Raw genomic sequence first — 16,976 nt, forward strand, 5'->3', positions numbered from 1 at the left:
CGGCATGGCGGTCAGGAGCACCCAGAGAAATGGAAGCAAGGGCGAAATGGAAGCAAGGGACGAACCGGAGGCTCGTCCCTTGCTGCCTGATGTTACGCCGGCTCAGTTGGTGAGCGCGAACGTCTCGAGCTTGGCGGCATTGTCGCCATTGACCAGGACGCAGTCCATCAGCTGCTTTTCTTCGGCGGGAGACTTCTTGTTCTTGATGAAGTCGTTGGCCTGCTCGACCGCCATCTGCGCCTGCGCGAAGGCCGGCTGCAGGACTGTCGCCTTGATGCCGCCGGAGGTGATCGAGTCGCGCACGTCGTTCGACCCGTCGAAGCCGACGACTATGACGTCCTTGCGGCCGGCAGCGGCGAGTGCCGCATAGGCGCCCATCGCCATGGTGTCGTTGCCGGAGATCACGCCCTTGATATCGGGATTGGCCTGGAGGATCGACTCCATCTTTGAATAGGCCTCGGTCTGGCTCCAATTGGCCGACTGCTGCGCCACCATCTTCAAGTCTGGATAGTCGTCGATGACGTCGTGGTAACCCTTGGAGCGGATGCCGGCATTGGTGTCGGATTCCTTGCCGACGAGCTCGACGAAATTACCCTTCTCGCCCATCAGCTTGACGAATTCCTGCGCGCCGAGCTGGGCGCCCTGATAGTTGTTGGAGACGATCTGCGCGACGGCAACGCCGGTGGCATTGATCTCGCGATCGATCAAGAATGAGGGAACACCTGCGTCCTTGGCCTTCTGCACGGCGGCAACGGTGGCGTCGGCGCCGGCATTATCGAGGATGATTGCCTTGGCGCCGCGGCCGATCGCCGTGTCGATAAGTTCGGACTGCTTGTTGGCGTCGTCGTCATGGACGAGCACCAGCGCCTCGTAGCCGAGTTCCTTGGCCTTGGCCTCTGCGCCGACAGCTTCCGCCTTGAAGAACGGATTGTCATGCGAGGGCGTGATGATGGCGATCAGATCCGCCGCATAGGCGGGTGCGGCCGTGCCAAGCGCCAGCATGCCGGCGAAAGCCGCAAGCGTCATTCTGCGTGTCAGTTTCATGTATTCCTCCCGTTGAAAACCCGTGCCTTGATCCCAAGGCTATATGCATTCAATTCGTTAGCCAGCGCGGATCGCGGATCGCGTCAGGTTCACAAGCCCTTTGCCGGCTTCACCTCGATCGATCGTCTCCCCGCTATCCTCCACTCGTCCCAGGCCCTGAGCTTGCTGCGAAGCTTGACGGTCCGAGCCATCGAACAGCTAAGCTAACTGGTATGATGAGTCAATGACAATTTCAGGTGATATGTTCCGGAAGACGCGTCGCGCCCTCAGGTGATGCGCTGAATGCTCGCGGCAATCTCCTCCGGCTCGAACACCCGCTTCCAGTCATCGCGCATCAGCACCGGCTTGCCGAACTCTATCGCCTTGTTGCAGGCGTCGGAGAACACGCCTTTGGTCTCGCCGAAGATGACGGCGCCAAGCACGTTCATATGGCCAAGCAGGAAGTCGAGCGCCGCCTGCTTGTCGACCCCGCGCGCCACCACCTCGTCGACGGCCTCCTTCATGACGACGAGCAGCGAAGCGCATACCGTTTCCGAAAGGCCGGGCTCGAGCAGCGCCATTTGATCGACAGTGACGCGATGCGAGCGCATGACCGGGGCCCAGATGATCTTGGCGATCGCCTCACCCTTGGCGAAATCTTCCTCCGGCCCCTGCATCAAGGCGCTGACCATGTGCTGCTTGGCCTTGACGCCGCCGAAATAGTCCTTCTTGGCCGCCATGTCGGTCTCGTCGTTGAAGATCGGCGGATGGCACGGGTGGGTGACGAAATAGGTCAGGTCAGGTCGCTGCGGCAAATGCCCGGCGAAAGGTGCCGCGGCGTCGAGCACGACGACCATCGTGCCTGATGGAAGCTTGCTCTCGATGCTCGCCGCGACCTTGCCGATATGCGTATCCGGCACCGCCAGGATCACCACATCAGCGCCATCAAGCGCCTCATCGGCGCTGACGGCATCGATGCCGAGGCCCGACTTCAGCCGCTCGCGGCCGGCGTCGCCGACCTCGACATGGCGTACCGTATAGGGAGATCCGCGAAAATTGGTCGACAGGCGGTAACCCATTTTGCCGCCAGCACCAAACAGCGCAATCGTTGTCATTGTCCGTTACTCCTGATTTCCAACGACCGCCCTGCCGATCGTCATCCCATTGACTTGTATGCACATTGCCGCCGGCTGGCGGATTAGAAAAGGCGGGGAGCCGCCGCTCAAATGACGATGCCTGGACGATGTCCCGGGCGCTCGGATGTCCAGCACAGCGCAGCTATGCGGGGCAATGCTACCTCAGGTACATATTATACCAGCATACCAAATTGGCAAGCGGCCGTGGCACGGCTCTGCGCCACCGGCGAGCCGCAGCAATCGCTTGGGTTTGGCCGTCGTTTACCTCCTGTTCAATGGCAATGAGCGATCATCGCGCTGAACTGCCAATCGGGCGGGATGATTCGCAGCGAACAAAGGCCCATGCTCGAGACTTCACTCTACAGCCCGGTCAAGACCTTCCTCGAAGGCCTGGGATTCATGGTCAAGGGCGAGATCGGCGGCTGCGATCTGCTGGCGCTGAGTGCCGACTCTCCACCGATCGTCGTCATCTGCGAGCTAAAGCTGAAGTTCAATCTCGAGCTGGTCCTTCAGGGCGTCGACCGTATGGCGGTGAGCGACGAGGTCTGGCTCGCAGCATGCATGTCGGGCCGTGGCAAAGGCCGTGAGAGCGATGTGAGGTATCGCAATCTCTGCCGTCGCCTCGGCTTTGGCCTGCTTGGCGTGCGGACGAACGGCGAGGTTCAGGTGCTGCTCAGCCCGACGGCATTGGCTCCGCGTAGGGATTCCCGGCGCCGCTCGAAACTAATCGACGAACATCGGCGTCGGCAGGGCGATCCTGTCGCCGGCGGCGGCTCGCGTGCGCCGATCATGACCGCCTATCGCCAGCAGGCCCTGGCATGCGCCGCAGCACTCGCGGACGGCCCAAAGCGGCCGCGTGACTTGAAGCCCAACCTGCCGAACGCGCCCAAAATCCTGCTGCACAACGTGTATCGCTGGTTCGCGCGCACCGATCGCGGGATCTACGAACTGACCACTCAGGGCCGTGAAGCATTGCAGCGCTGGCCGCAGCCCCATCGCAGCCACACCGCTGGCTGAGACAGGCAACGCCGGATTTCGCGCTCGCTTCCGCGACAATCACGGCTTCGGCAAGACTGCAACCTCCGTGACGGAACCATATTTCGACACGAGGGTTGTGTCGTCACCGAATTGATCGTCCCTGAGCAAAACGGAAGGAAAGGCCATGCGGCTATCGACGACAATTGCCACACTCTCGGCACTGGCTCTTGCCTCGCCGGTCTATGCGCAATCCGTGGGACCAGAGCTTGCCCCTGTCCCGCCGACGGCCCCGCAAACCCTGCCAGAGCAAGCCACGCCCGAAGGGGCCACTCCCGACCAGGCTACACCTGACCAAGCCTTCTCCGCCCAGAATTTCACCGCAGTGACAATCGTGGCGATGGAGGATCTGCCTCCTGACATCAAGGCACAGGCGGAGGCCGTCGTCACCCAGACCAGCGCCGAGGATTTGCGTATCCTGCAAAGTTCGATCGACGCATCGCCGCAGGCGGCATCGGCACTGGCGGCGAACGGGCTTAATTCCACGCAGGTCGTGGCCGCCAATATCGACGGCGACGGCACGCTGACGCTGATCATCCAGACGACGACGTGAGCGGCTGAAAGCGGACAAGCCGGTTCCGGCATGGAACCGAAGCCCGCCTGGATCGCGGAGGACTGTCATGGCCGAGGCTGCAGTTCGCAACTTCACCATCAATTTCGGGCCACAACATCCCTCCGCTCACGGCGTCCTGCGGCTGGTGCTCGAACTCGACGGCGAGATCGTGGAACGCGCCGATCCCCACATCGGCCTGCTGCATCGCGGCACCGAAAAGCTCATCGAGTACAAGAACTACCTGCAGGCCCTGCCCTATTTCGACCGGCTCGACTACGTCGCGCCGATGAACCAGGAGCACGCATTCTGTCTCGCCGCCGAGAAGCTCCTTGAAATATCGGTTCCGAAGCGTGGGCAACTCATTCGCGTGCTTTTCTGCGAAATAGGCCGGCTTCTGTCGCACCTCCTCAACGTCACCACCCAAGCCATGGACATCGGCGCGCTGACGCCGCCGCTCTGGGGTTTCGCCGAACGCGAGAAGCTGATGGTCTTTTACGAGCGCGCGTCCGGCGCCCGCATGCACGCGAATTATTTCAGGGTCGGCGGCGTGCATCAGGATCTGCCGCCGGAGCTCCTCGACGACATCTGGAATTTCTGCGATCCGTTTCTCAAGGTCTGCGACAATCTCGAAGGGCTGTTGACCGAAAACCGCATTTTCAAGCAGCGCAATGTCGATGTCGGCGTGATCGGCCTTGACGATGCCTGGGCCTGGGCCTTCTCCGGCGTGATGGTGCGCGGATCGGGCGCCTCCTGGGATCTGCGCAAGGCGCAGCCATACGAATGCTATCCGGAGATGGATTTCGATATCCCGGTCGGCAAGCATGGAGACTGCTACGACCGCTATCTCGTACGCATGGAGGAAATGCGCCAGTCGGTCCGGATCATGCGGCAATGTCTGGAAAAGTTGCGCTCACCCGAAGGCCAGGGGCCGGTCGCGATCCCGAACCGCAAGATCACGCCGCCGCCGCGTGCCACGATGAAGCGCTCGATGGAAGCGACGATCCACCACTTCAAACTTTATACAGAAGGCATTCGCGTGCCGCGCGGTGAAGTCTATGCCGCCGTCGAGGCGCCGAAGGGCGAGTTCGGCGTCTACCTCGTATCGGACGGAGGCAACATTCCCTACCGATGCAAGATCCGCGCACCTTCCTTCGCCCACCTGCAGGCGATGGATTTCCTGTCCCGAGGCCATATGATCGCCGATGTTGCCGCGATCATCGGCTCGCTCGACATTGTGTTTGGAGAGATCGACCGCTAGGGCGGATCGAAGGGTGTTTGGAGAGATCGATCGCTAGAGCGGATCGAAGGGTGTTTGGAGAGATCGACCGCTCACCAGGTCGAAGGATCTTCCACGATCGCGGGATTGTTCGTCCTTAGCCAGATCTCACCTGCCTGGACGGCGCTCGAACGCCCGTCGGACGAGGGCTCTCAATTGCGGCGGGCCAACTCAAATTCTCACATCAAAGACGGACGCATGGCCGCGACAAGGCGCAGCCAAGCGTCAAGGAGTTTCACAATCTGCGCGGCCTGACGGGGCACGAGTCCTTCCAAGTTCGGAAGCGCTCTCCACAGCGCGGAAAGAACGCGTGTTCCGCCGTTCCTCGTATCGCGTCAATGCACGATCAAGCCCTTCATCCAGGCAACAAATCTGTTGCCGCGAACTATCCCGCGCACCCTGGCAGCGGCCCATCGCGCTTGCATCGTGGCGCCAACGTGGCAATGGCAAACGATTTGGTGCAACTGCCGGTCGCTCAGTTCGAAGAAGCGCTTTGCCTCACCATAGGTATCGTCGTTCAAGCCCATGGCACGCAGAACCGGATCCTCGAAAGCGACAGTGAGCGGCGTCCCAGCGCCACGCGATCTGTCGCGCGCTTCCCTGTTCATATATTCGGTGCCTGGAAGCGCCCCAAGGCATCGCGTCGGGTTTTGCTCGAGAAGTTCTGCCCAACGTTCAATCCGCTGGTTTCGGCTCATCGCCGGATACGCCGCGAAGGACTCAACTTCCGCGACGGCATGCAGTTGGTCGAGTGTTTGATGTTTCATGGTCGGCTCCTGTCGACAGGTGAATTCGCCCACGCCTATATGAGCAATTATCGCGCCGTGGAGCGCTGACAAGGCCGGATCACCGCAACATCAGGCGTACGGATCACCTGCCCGGTGAAGCGGCGCTCGGTTCCAACGCGCCGGCGCCGCTCAGTGGGTTCGACGTCGCCCCGTTAACCGAACCCATTCCGGGCAGGAACTTTTGCGGAAGCTCGCGGTTTGGCTTTGCGTCCGCCCCGGCGGCTGCAATATCAGTCTTGAAAGCCATTCCGTTGGACACGAAGCCTCAAAGCGTCGAACAAGACGTCGAGCCTGTAAATGAAACTCGGGAGCAACCGGCCCGGGTTCGAGAATCTCGTGAGCGATCGGCAGAGCCGCGGCAGGAAAAGCCCGACGGGGATGCCTCGCAACGAAAGGCCGGTCTGCTCGGCTTTCCCAAGCGCCATCCCTATGCGACGGCGGCGGTTGCGCTTGCGCTGTTGCTCGTCGCGGCAGGCGTCGTGATCTGGTGGCTGAACGCTCGCCAGTACGAATCGACCGACGACGCCTTCATCGACGCCCGCACGGTGACGATCGGCGCCCAAATCGCCGGCCGCATTACCGAGCTGGCGGTTAGCGACAATCAGCACGTGCAGGCAGGTGATGTCCTCCTGCGCATCGACGACAGCGACTATCAGGCAAATCTGAAGCAGGCCGATGCCGGCGTCGCCGCGGCCGAAGCCGAAATCGTCAATGTCACCGCTCAGATCGAGGCTCAAAACGCAAAGGTGAACGCTGCCCAGAGGCAGGTTGCACAGGCCAAGGCAGCGCTGGATTTCGCCAAGGCAGAGGATCAACGCAATCGCGAACTCCTGGCCAAGGGCACGGCAACGCAGCAGCAGGCGCAGCAAGCGGCATCGACGCTGCGTCAGGATCAGGCCGCGCTGGACAGTGCCGAGGCCAATGTCGCCTCAGCAAAAAGCCAGGTTTCGGTCTTGCAGGCACAAGCCAGGAGCGCCGAGGCGCAGCTCGAACAGGCCAAAGCCAGCCAGGAGCAAGCACGCACGACGCTGTCGCGCACGACCATCACAGCACCCGCAGCCGGGCGGGCAACGAGCATTTCGGCCGCTGACGGCACCTACGCCCAACCCGGCCAGGTATTGATGATGTTCGTTCCCGACGAGGTCTGGGTGAGGGCCAATTTCAAGGAGACGCAGCTCGACCTGATGCGGCAGGGACAACCGGTCGACATCGATATCGACGCGTACCCGGACAAGTCCTTCCATGGCCGCGTCGACAGCATCCAGGCCGGCAGCGGCACCGCCTTCAGCCTCCTGCCGGCTGAAAATGCCACCGGCAACTACGTCAAGGTGGTGCAGCGCGTGCCGGTCAAGATCGTCTTCGACAAGCCGCCGGATGTGCTTCTCGGCCCAGGGCTGTCGGTGGTGCCGACGGTCAAGGTGCGATGAACGGCGAAGCAGCCAGAAATCAGGGCGAAAGCCGATCCGCCGCCGGGACGCACAATCCCTGGCTCATCGCCATTGTCGTTTCCATCGCCACGTTCATGCTGGTGCTGGACACCTCGATCGCCAATGTCGCCCTGCGCAACATCGCCGGCAGCCTGGCGGCCGGAATGGACGAAAGCACCTGGGTCATTACCACCTATCTTGTGGCCAACTCGGTGATCATCCCGGTCAGCGGCTGGCTGGCAAGCGTCATCGGCCGCAAGCGCTACTACATGCTTTGCGTGGCGACCTTCACCGTCGCGTCGCTGCTGTGCGGACTGGCGCCCAACCTGGAACTGCTCATCCTGTTCAGGATCCTTCAGGGCCTCGGCGGCGGCGGCATGGCGCCAAGCGAACAATCGATCCTGGCCGATACCTTTCCGCCGGAAAAGCGCTCGCAAGCCTTCGCGCTTTACGGCATTGCCGTCATCGTCGCACCAACGGTCGGGCCGACGATCGGCGGCTGGCTGACGGACCATTTCTCCTGGCACTGGATCTTCTTCATCAACGTGCCGTTCGGCATCCTTTCGCTGGCACTGGTGCAATGGCTGTTGGTCGAACCGGACGTACTCGAACGCGAACGCAAGGAACGGCTGAAAGGTGGCCTGAAGATCGACGGGGTCGGGTTCGTCCTGGTGGCCACCGCATTGGGGTGCCTGGAGATCTTCCTCGACCGGGGCCAGCGCTACGATTGGTTCGCCTCGGATTTCATCACGACTTTCGCAGTGATTTCCGCGATCGCGTTTCTGCTGCTTATCCCATGGGAAATCAGTCACAGCGATCCGGTCGTCGACATGCGCCTATTGTTCACGCGCCAGTTCGGCACGGCCTTCCTGGTTATGATGGCGGTCGGTGCTATCCTGTTCAGCACCACCCAGATCGTGCCGCAGCTGCAGCAGACGACATTTGCCTACACCGCGACGCTGTCGGGCCTTTCGATGATGCCGGGCGGCATCGCCATGCTGATCTTGATGCCGGTGTCCGGATTTGTAGGCAGCATCGTGCAGCCCAAATACCTGATCATGGTGGGCATGTCGGTGGTCGCAGTCGCGCTTTGGCACATGACCTCGCTTACCCCGGACGCCAGCTTCCGCTTCTTTGCCTTTGCCCGTGTCTTCCTGATGGTCGGGCTGCCGTTCCTGTTCATTCCCATCTCGACCGCGGCCTATGTCGGCCTGCCCCCGCAACAGACCAACCAGGCATCGGCGCTGATCAACGTTGCACGCAATATCGGCGGCAGCATCGGCGTCTCGCTGTCCAACACCGTCATTGCGCAAAGCTCCCAGATCCATCAATCGAATCTGGTTGGCCACACCGTGCAATCGTCGCCCGCCTATCAGCAGGTGCTTCGGCAGGCGACCGAGCATTTCGTCGCCCAGGGTTCGCCGCTGGTCCAGGCGAAGCAGCAGGCGATCGGCTGGCTCGGCCAGTTGATCGCCCGCCAGGCCACGCTGCTCGCCTACGTCGATGTCTTCCGCTATTGCGCGGTGGCAACCGCCCTGCTCGTTCCGCTTGCCCTGCTGCTGCGGTCAGGCAAGTCGGGCAGCAGACACGAGAATCCGGAGATGGGCTGACCCGCAGGCGCGACGGTGTGGTTCCAAAAACGAGGAAGCCGGGAACCAGCTGACCCATTGCGTTGTTCTGCGCCAAGAGGAGATGATCACGATGGCCACTATTCCCACACCCGAGCCAACACCGACCCCGGTACCACCGCCTCCCATCCCCGATCCCAAGCCCGTGCGTGAGCCGGACCCCGACAGGCTCCCCGACGAGGACCCCATTCCCAATCCGGATGAAAACGATATTCCGCCGAAGCGGATGTCTTTCAGCCGGCAGTTGCCGTGATCGTTCTGCAGCCTGTCTGGCGATTGCTTGCGCCAGCGGCGCCGCCTGTCAGATTTCGAGCATGGCGTAGGGGCGGCCGGTCGGCTTGGCGACATGCATGGCAACGTTATAGACCGACGCTCCGCCCGGCGTACGGCCCTCATAGACGCCACGATGCGCATGGCCATGCACCACTGCGCTGACCTGGAACCGGTCTATTGTCTCGGCCAGGCGTGACGAACCGAGAAACGGGAAAATCTCCAGCGGCTCGCCTTCGACCGTCTCGACGACAGGCGCGTAGTGCAGAACGACAAGCGTGCGTTTGGCGCGGACCTGCCGCATCGCGTTTTCAAGCCGCATCGCTTCGTTCACGCTTTCCGCCACCATCGACTTGATCGCCGGTTCGCCAAAGGAGCCGAGCATGCGCGATCCAAAACCGCCAACGAAACCCTTGACCCCAACGAACCCGACCTCGTGAATCTCCGTCGCCTCGCCGTCGAGGAGATGAACGCCCGCCTGACGCAAAATGTCGGTGACCTGCTCGACGGCGCCTGACTCATAGTCGTGGTTGCCAAGTACGGCGACGACCGGGATCGTGCAGGCACGCAGTTCCTCGGCAAGGATTTCGGCCTCCCGAGGCTTGCCGAGATTGGTAAGGTCGCCGGTCAGCACGAGAACCTGGGCTTCGCGCGACATCTCGCCGAAAAGATCGCGGTACGACGCCTGGTCCTCCTTGCCGACATGCAGATCGCCGATGGCGGCGACCTTGAGTGTGCCGCCGTTTTCGGCCTTTGCCGAAGCAGATTCGAGCTCGTCAGCCATCGCTATATTCTCCTTCACCGCCGACGTCGGCAAAGCCCCATTGCTTGACGTCGATCTCATAGTCGGTTCGTGAAAGCATGCGCCCGCGGCAGATCCGCATCCGGGAAGGCGGCAATTCGCGCTGCTTGGCCAGCCGGTCGAGCAACTCGTCGAGCAGCCACGCGGGCACACGGTCTCGCTCCGTCGGATAGATCCATCTGAAGTTCAAGAGATGCATCAGCAAGACTTCCCAATGAACTTCCATGTAGGAAAGCAGCCTTTGCCAGTCGATCTGGTCGTGCGCCTTGAGGATGGTGTGCGCGACGTCGGCGCCATCATGCCGGCCGCGGTCCTGGATGAAGCATTTGGACCAGATAAGCTCGGTTGGGCCGATGATCCGCACGTGGCTGCCCAGCAATTCGGCCTGGCGAGCATGCTCCAGCCACTGGTCGTCGACAGGCATTGTGCCGTTCATCGAGGTGAAGATGACGTCGAAAAAATGCGTGCCCCTGAACACCTTGCCGAGCCACCGGTCGTCCTCGACCACGACCGCATAGCCGATCTGCTTGAAATGGGCGAGGATGCGCGGGCAGTCGCCGGCCTTGCAGAAAATGTCGAGATCCTTGGTCGGGCGGATGATCCCGGTATAGGCGCTTACGGCATAGGTGCCGGCGACGAGAAAGGGGATGCCCGTCGCGACAAGCTCGCGGATCGCTTCGATATAAAAGACCTCCGCTTCGGCATTGCGAGGCGTCGGGGCGGCTTTTGGATCGACCGACGGAACGGATGCCGGGATGGCGCTTTCCGGTGGGGGATTGATGATCATAGCAAATGGCTCCTGGCCCGGCAGACCAGCAGCCGCCTGTATCTAATAGCCAAGCATGCCCGATGGTTCCCGCCGCTGCGTGCCACCGCCGCTCTCGCCTGCTGCATCAGGCGAACACGCCGCGGTGGCGGGCCTTCAAAGCGGTCATGGCTCTCGGCCGCGGCGGCAGCCATAAAGAGACATGTGAGCGGTTATTTTTGGCGTCAAGATCGCAGCGCGCTTCGGCCTCAAGCGCGTCGAGGCGTAGTGGGCCCGCTATCATTCTCGGGTCCGGAAAGGATTGGTTTCAACATGGTTCCCGAGCTGTCGGAGGCGCTGCGCACCCGGCGTAACAGCCACTTGAGCGCCCGTAGCCAAACCGACTCTGTTTTCCGGAACGCTGCAGGCGGCGTGGCGAAAAGGCCATTCTCCATTTTGTAGTTCCTCACTGTCTCAGTCCAATCAGCGTTCTTCAACGAGCAAAACTTGTGTTGGTTCCGTGTCGCCATCGGCGGGAGCACGTGCTGGACAGGCGAAGCCATCATTGGTGGGTTCAAGCAGGCTAGCCTTCTGCCGCGAGATCAGGGGCCTCGGCGATCAAGTCGCGGAATTCAGCCACTAGCCGGCAGGATTCAGCTCTTATCCTGATGCGCCGGCGCTGGACACGACCCGCGAAGGCTGAAATTGTGATCGGTATTTCCAGTTGCAAACTTGGTTGGGCTCGGCGGGGATGGCGCTGGTTTCTGAAGACATTGCCCGCCATCCGGCACTGCGTCGCCACGTCCAGGCTCAGTCGCGGACGCTTCTCCAAACCTATGAAGCGAACCCGCGGCTGGCCTCCGTATTCGCCGCGCAACAGCGTTGGCTGATGGCCCATATCGGCCTTGGCTTGTATTTCAATCGAGAGCCGGACGATCATCGCAAGGGACTTACGTCTGCACGGTTCATGGACGACATCTGCCGGCATTCGGTGGCCAGCCGCAACACCGCCGACGCCTTCCTGAAGGAGATGCTGCATTACGGTTTCATTCGGCATCTGCCGATCAAATACGGGCGCATCCGCCCCTTTGAGCCGACCGCGGGCACTCTGGAGACGGTTGCCGGCTGGGTCATGGCGCATCTGAAAACGCTGGACAGCCTGGACAATGGATTTCGACTGGCTGCATTCGTCGCACAACCGGACCTGCTCGCCAAACTGCAGCCGCTGGTGGCCGACGGCCTGCTTTCGTCGCATGCCGTGCGGGAGCCGAGACAGACCTTTTCCTTGTTCACCTGGCTCGACAATGGCGGCATCGTCATGGATTGGCTGATGTCTGGCGTCGATCCCGATCATGCTGACCTGGACCGAATTCCGACCGGTGTCGTCTCAATCGGAGATTTCGCGAACTGGCTTAAGCTTTCCCGGACCCACCTGTCACGCAAATTGCGCGATGCCGAGGAACTCGGCAGCATCGGCTGGTTGGGCCAGCGGGGTCACTCGGTCATGTGGGTGTCGAGCGAGTTCTATCAGGAATACATGACCGCCCAGGCGGTCAAGCTCGCCATCATCGATGCAGCCTTCGACAATTGTGTTGTAACTTCCGAAGCCAGCTGAACGGCGAGCCGAACGCCGTCGTGGCGGCTTTGGCGCCGCCGCGACGAAGGTTTGGCATTTCAATCGATGTCGAACGAAACGCCCTGGGCGAGCGGCAGCGCCTTGGAATAGTTCACCGTATTGGTAGCGCGCCGCATATAGGCTTTCCAGGCATCCGAGCCCGACTCGCGGCCGCCGCCGGTTTCCTTCTCGCCGCCGAAGGCCCCGCCGATCTCGGCCCCCGAAGTGCCGATATTGACGTTGGCAATGCCGCAGTCCGAACCGTCGACGCCGAGGAAGCGCTCGGATTCCTGCAGGTCGCGGGTGAAGATGGACGACGACAGCCCCGCGCCGACCGCATTGTGCTCATAGAGCACGGCGTCGAAATCCGAATATTTCATCACATAGAGGATCGGCGCGAAGGTCTCTTCGGTCACCGGTGACACCTGCTTCGGCATTTCGACCAGCGCCGGACGCACATAGTAGGCCTCAGGCTGGCCGTTCTCGACCCGCATTCCGCCGGTTATCTTACCGCCATGCGAAGCCGCCTCCTCCAACGCCTTCTGCATGTTGTCGTAGGCAGCCTTGTCGATCAACGGGCCGACGAGAGCGCTTGTCTCCAGCGGATTGCCGACCGAGACGCTTTCATAGGCCTTCTTCAGGCGCGGAACGAGCTGGTCATAGACGCTCTCATGCACGAACAGGCGCCGCAGCGTCGTGCAGCGCTGGCCGGCCGTGCCCATCGCTCCAAAGGCGATCGCGCGCAGCGCCATGTCGAGATCGGCCGTCGGGCAGACGATGCCGGCATTGTTGCCGCCGAGCTCCAGCACGGCACGGGCAAAGCGCTTCGCCAGCCGTGGGCCGACATCCCTGCCCATGCGCGTCGAACCGGTGGCGGAGACCAACGGCACCTTCGGATGGTCGACCAGGATCTCGCCGACGGCGCGATCGCCGATCAGCACCGGCACCAGCCCTTCCGGCGCATCGCCGAAACGCTTTGCCGCGCGCTTGAAGATCGCTTCGCAGGCGAGCGCCGTCAGCGGTGTCTTCTCGGACGGCTTCCACACCACCGCGTCGCCGCAGACCAGCGCCAGCGCTGCGTTCCACGACCAGACCGCCACCGGGAAATTGAAGGCCGAAATGACGCCGACGACGCCGAGCGGATGCCAGGTCTCCATCATGCGGTGGCCGGGGCGCTCGGTGGCGATGGTCAGGCCGTACAATTGCCGGGAGAGACCGACGGCGAAATCGCAGATGTCGATCATCTCCTGCACTTCCCCAAGACCCTCGGATGGAATCTTGCCGACTTCGATCGATACCAACCGGCCAAGCTCGGCCTTGTGGGTGCGCAATTCCTCGCCGAGCAGCCGTACCAGTTCGCCACGCTTGGGAGCTGGCACCTGCCGCCACGCCAGGAAAGCCCTGTGCGCCTTGTCGATGGTCGTCGCCGCATCGGCCGGCGAGATGGTCTTCAGCGCGGCGATCTGCTCGCCGGTCACCGGGCTGCGCACGATGAGATCGCCGCCCGTAAGCGCGCCCTCGGCAACGCCCAGTTTCGCCAGAAGCCCGGCCGTTTCCTTCGCAATCGTCATTTTCATCCCTTTCAGATCCCGTCGCTCATATGGCGTCGGTCAAAGCCTTGTGCCACGCCGTCTCCGTGCCGGTCGGCACATCGGGCACTGTCATGGCGTGGCATTACTCGTTTCAGGGAAAAATCGCCACCCCGGCATGGTCTAAGCAAAGGTCAGACCGTTGAACCAGGCGGAGGCGTCGGATCAATGCGCCGTTTGCTTGGCGCCTTCTTTCATCAGCCGGTCGATATGCATGCGGATATGCGCCGCCTCGGCGGCCGTATTGGCAAGCGCGATGGCGCGGTCGAAAGCGACACGCGCCTCGTCGCCGCGGCCAAGCTGCATCAGCAGGCCGCCCTTGAGGCCGAAGAAGTGGAAATAGCCGGAAAGCCTTTGCTCCAGCGGCTCGATCATGGCGAGTGCGGCTTCCGGCCCACGCACCTTGGAGACGGCGACGGCGCGGTTGAGCGTCACCACCGGCGACGGCTGCATCTGCTCGAGCAGCCCGTAGAGCAGGTCGATCTCGTTCCAGTCCGTATCCTCGGGCTTTTCCGCCCGTGCATGCAGCGCGGCGATCGCCGCTTGCACCTGGTAGGGACCGGGCTTGCGATGGCGCAACGCCTTATCGACCAGCGCCAGGCCTTCATCGATCATCTTGCGGCTCCACAGGCTGCGGTCCTGGTCTTCGAGCAGCACGATCTCGCCGTTCTCGTCGAAGCGAGCCGGCGCGCGTGCATGCTGCAGCAGCAACAGCGCCGTCAGCCCCATGATCTCCGGCTCGGTCTGGAATAGCCTGAGCAGCAGCCGGGCCAGCCGGATCGCCTCTTCGCAAAGCGGCGCACGCGCCGACGCCTCGCCGCTGTTGCTGGAATAGCCTTCGTTGAAGATCAGGTAGACCATGGCGGCGACGGCGGCGAGCCGTTCGGAGCGCTCGACCGCTCCCGGCGTCTCGAACGGCACCCCGGCGTCGGCGATACGCGCCTTGGCGCGCGTGATACGCTGCTCCATGGCGCTTTCACCGACGAGGAAGGCGCGGGCGATCTGCTTGACCGTCAGGCCGGAGACGATGCGCAACGCCACCGCGATCTGCTGCGTGGCCGGCAGATCGGGATGGCAGCAGATGAACAGCAGCCGCAAAATATCGTCGCGGTAATGCGCACCGTCCAGCCGCTCGGCGATGTCGCTCTCGGCATCGTCGAGATCGGAGATCTGGTCCTCCTCCGGCAGCGGCGCCTGCTTGGCGCGCTTGCGCACCGCATCGATGCCGCTGTTGCGGCCGACGAAGATCAGCCAGGCTGCCGGATCGCGCGGCGGGCCATTTTTCGGCCAGTTGTTCAGGGCCCTCAGGCAGGCGTCCTGGAATGCTTCCTCCGCCGCGTCGAGGTCGCGGAAGTAGCGCAGCAATGCCCCCATCGCCTGCGGGCGAGCGGTGCTGATTGCCGTGCTGATCCAGGCAAGTTCGGTCATGCGGAAATCTTGGCGGGGTTGAAGAGCGAGACCGGCCGGATCTCGTAGGAGCCGCCGCTCGGGTTGACCTCGGAAAGCTCGCGCGCGAAGTCGACGGCCTCGTCGAGGTCGGCGCATTCGAGCGTGTAGAAGCCGAGGAACTGTTCCTTGGTTTCGGCAAACGGGCCGTCGATGACGATCGATTCGCCCTTGACCTTTCGCAGCGTTGTCGCCGCCGTCGTCGGCAAAAGCCGCGCCACGGGGCCAAGCCGCCCGGCGTTGGCATATTTCTCTTGTACGCCGATAAGTTTTTCCATGACGGCATCGTCCTGCTCCTTGCTCCAGGAGCAGACGACGTCTTCAGAGGCATAGCAGAGGATCGCGTAGAGCATGGGTCGTCCTTTTCTCTGTCAAAGGACGAAACACTAGGACCGATCCCGACATGGCGTCGACAAAAAAATACGCCCCCGGTCCTGCGTCATTCCCTCGCCTTCAGCCATCTCAAGACCAGGGCCTCCTCGTCGTCGAGCCCGGCGATCGGGCGCTTGCCTCTGTTGGCGTCCGCCATTTCGCCAAGCAGCCCTCCTTCGGACCAGGCGCGGAAGACTTCCGGATGGATGTAGCAGCGGCGGCAGACGGCGCGCGTATTGCCGAGCCGCTCGGCAACCTTGTCGATGACGCCGTTCATCGCCCGCTTTTGTTGTGCCTGGCCTTCCGGGCGTTCGGTTTGCGCAAACAGCGAGGCCGCGTGGATGGTGCCGCCCCAGGTTCTGAAATGCTTGGAGCTGAACTCGACGCCGGCATTCTCCCTGATATAGCGGTTGACGTCGTCGGAGCGCACCGGATGCCTGGTTCCTTCCTCGTCGAGATACTGGAACAGTTTCTGGCCCGGCAGGTCCTGCGCTCCACGCACGATCTTGGCGATCCGGCGATCGACAAGCTTCAATCTCCATTCCTTGCCGGATTTGCCGATGAAGGCAAAACGCAGGCTCGAGCCCTTGATGTCGACATGGCGGTCGCGCAGCGTGGTCAGCCCAAAACTGTTGTTGTCGCGAGCGTAGGCGGCGTTGCCGACGCGGATCATCGTGTTGTCGAGCAGCCAGACGATGGCCGCAACGACGCGTTCCAGCGGCAGGCCGTGACGGCGCAGATCGGCATCGATCTGCCGTCGCAATTCGGGCAGGCTTTCGGCGAAGGCGATGAGGCTCGAGTATTTGACCCCGTCACGCTCCTCCGCCCAGTGCTGATGATAGCGGTATTGCTTGCGCCCGCGCTGGTCCCGACCGGTCGCCTGAATGTGACCGTCGGCATCCGCCGAGATCCACACATCCGTCCAGGCCGGTGGAATGGCGAGCGCCTTGATGCGTGCAAGCGCGTCCTGGTCGACGGCACGTCCGTCGGGCCCTTTGTACGAGAACCCGTTGCCTGAACGCAGCCGGCGAATACCGGGTTCGGTGTCGGCGACATAGTTGAGCGAGGCCCGAACGGCCGAGGCGTGCGCGCCGTTCTCCAGCGCTCCGTTCCGCGGCACCCCGTTCTTTGGTGCAGCTTTCCTAACAGCCGATCGGCCAGACGACGACCCGGATTTGTCCAGCATGTCCTCTCCACGGAATTTCCGTAGATAAGCCGCCTGCTGGCTGCGGGTTCCACCGCCTTTTGATTGCCAGGACAGATTAACGACG

Annotated in this window: 15 protein-coding genes; 6 read left to right on the top strand and 9 right to left on the bottom strand. The window is 62.4% G+C overall.

The features are described 5' to 3' along the window. Window positions 1-102: 102 nt before the first annotated feature. Complete coding sequence (locus NKH05_RS12130; protein WP_023675475.1) at window positions 103-1,044, bottom strand: D-ribose ABC transporter substrate-binding protein; 942 nt, start codon at window positions 1,042-1,044, stop codon at window positions 103-105. A 266-nt stretch (window positions 1,045-1,310) separates the two neighbouring features. Then, window positions 1,311-2,138, bottom strand: coding sequence for a phosphogluconate dehydrogenase C-terminal domain-containing protein (locus NKH05_RS12135; protein ID WP_023720261.1), 828 nt, complete (start codon window positions 2,136-2,138; stop codon window positions 1,311-1,313). A 363-nt stretch (window positions 2,139-2,501) separates the two neighbouring features. Here NKH05_RS12135 and NKH05_RS12140 point away from each other — a divergent pair, with 363 nt between their 5' ends. The 3 genes from NKH05_RS12140 to NKH05_RS12150 all read left to right on the top strand — a co-directional run bounded on the left by NKH05_RS12140 (window position 2,502) and on the right by NKH05_RS12150 (window position 5,005). Continuing rightward, on the top strand, window positions 2,502-3,176 hold the full coding sequence (locus NKH05_RS12140) for a DUF2161 domain-containing phosphodiesterase (RefSeq protein WP_352494791.1): 675 nt from the start codon (window positions 2,502-2,504) through the stop codon (window positions 3,174-3,176). A 145-nt stretch (window positions 3,177-3,321) separates the two neighbouring features. After that, window positions 3,322-3,747, top strand: a complete 426-nt coding sequence (locus NKH05_RS12145; protein ID WP_023720258.1) for a hypothetical protein — start codon at window positions 3,322-3,324, stop codon at window positions 3,745-3,747. Window positions 3,748-3,814: 67 nt separating this feature from the next. Beyond that, the gene (locus tag NKH05_RS12150; protein ID WP_023720257.1) at window positions 3,815-5,005 is read left to right on the top strand and encodes an NADH-quinone oxidoreductase subunit D; all 1,191 of its coding nucleotides are present in this window, start codon (window positions 3,815-3,817) and stop codon (window positions 5,003-5,005) included. 353 nt (window positions 5,006-5,358) lie between these two features. Here NKH05_RS12150 and NKH05_RS12155 read toward each other — a convergent pair whose 3' ends face one another. Beyond that, complete coding sequence (locus NKH05_RS12155) at window positions 5,359-5,790, bottom strand: hypothetical protein (protein ID WP_023720256.1); 432 nt, start codon at window positions 5,788-5,790, stop codon at window positions 5,359-5,361. Between the two features lie 272 nt (window positions 5,791-6,062). Between NKH05_RS12155 and NKH05_RS12160 the strand changes: the two genes are divergently transcribed. Then, window positions 6,063-7,238 (top strand): HlyD family secretion protein, encoded by a 1,176-nt coding sequence (locus NKH05_RS12160; RefSeq protein WP_352481994.1) that lies wholly within the window; start codon window positions 6,063-6,065, stop codon window positions 7,236-7,238. Next, on the top strand, window positions 7,235-8,848 hold the full coding sequence (locus NKH05_RS12165; protein ID WP_352856792.1) for a DHA2 family efflux MFS transporter permease subunit: 1,614 nt from the start codon (window positions 7,235-7,237) through the stop codon (window positions 8,846-8,848). The genes NKH05_RS12160 and NKH05_RS12165 overlap by 4 nt, the downstream gene beginning before the upstream one ends. 319 nt (window positions 8,849-9,167) lie before the next feature. Here the strand turns inward: NKH05_RS12165 and NKH05_RS12170 are convergent, their stop codons facing one another. Together NKH05_RS12170 and NKH05_RS12175 are read right to left on the bottom strand one after the other, a co-directional pair. After that, a complete protein-coding gene (locus tag NKH05_RS12170; protein WP_023720253.1) occupies window positions 9,168-9,920 on the bottom strand; it encodes a metallophosphoesterase family protein in 753 nt (250 codons plus the stop codon). Then, entirely contained in the window at window positions 9,913-10,725 is an 813-nt protein-coding gene (locus NKH05_RS12175) for a nucleotidyltransferase family protein (protein ID WP_023720252.1), read from the bottom strand. Before NKH05_RS12175 ends, NKH05_RS12170 begins: the two co-directional genes overlap by 8 nt. A 709-nt stretch (window positions 10,726-11,434) precedes the next feature. Here NKH05_RS12175 and NKH05_RS12180 point away from each other — a divergent pair. Next, window positions 11,435-12,298 carry a hypothetical protein gene (locus NKH05_RS12180; RefSeq protein ID WP_352481991.1) on the top strand — a complete coding sequence of 288 codons (864 nt, stop codon included), beginning with the start codon at window positions 11,435-11,437 and terminating at the stop codon, window positions 12,296-12,298. Between the two features lie 59 nt (window positions 12,299-12,357). Here NKH05_RS12180 and amaB read toward each other — a convergent pair whose 3' ends face one another. The 4 genes from amaB to NKH05_RS12200 all read right to left on the bottom strand — a co-directional run bounded on the left by amaB (window position 12,358) and on the right by NKH05_RS12200 (window position 16,891). Then, the gene (gene amaB, locus NKH05_RS12185; RefSeq protein WP_353009247.1) at window positions 12,358-13,869 is read right to left on the bottom strand and encodes an L-piperidine-6-carboxylate dehydrogenase; all 1,512 of its coding nucleotides are present in this window, start codon (window positions 13,867-13,869) and stop codon (window positions 12,358-12,360) included. A 183-nt stretch (window positions 13,870-14,052) separates the two neighbouring features. Beyond that, window positions 14,053-15,315 carry an RNA polymerase sigma factor gene (locus NKH05_RS12190; protein WP_352590661.1) on the bottom strand — a complete coding sequence of 421 codons (1,263 nt, stop codon included), beginning with the start codon at window positions 15,313-15,315 and terminating at the stop codon, window positions 14,053-14,055. Then, entirely contained in the window at window positions 15,312-15,686 is a 375-nt protein-coding gene (locus NKH05_RS12195; RefSeq protein ID WP_353025449.1) for a YciI family protein, read from the bottom strand. The genes NKH05_RS12190 and NKH05_RS12195 overlap by 4 nt, the downstream gene beginning before the upstream one ends. A gap of 86 nt (window positions 15,687-15,772) precedes the next feature. Then, window positions 15,773-16,891, bottom strand: coding sequence for a DNA topoisomerase IB (locus NKH05_RS12200; protein WP_353025451.1), 1,119 nt, complete (start codon window positions 16,889-16,891; stop codon window positions 15,773-15,775). Between the last annotated feature and the right edge of the window lie 85 nt (window positions 16,892-16,976).

Origin of the sequence: Mesorhizobium sp. M1399 (genome assembly GCF_040317735.1) — a bacterium.
GTDB lineage: Bacteria > Pseudomonadota > Alphaproteobacteria > Rhizobiales > Rhizobiaceae > Mesorhizobium.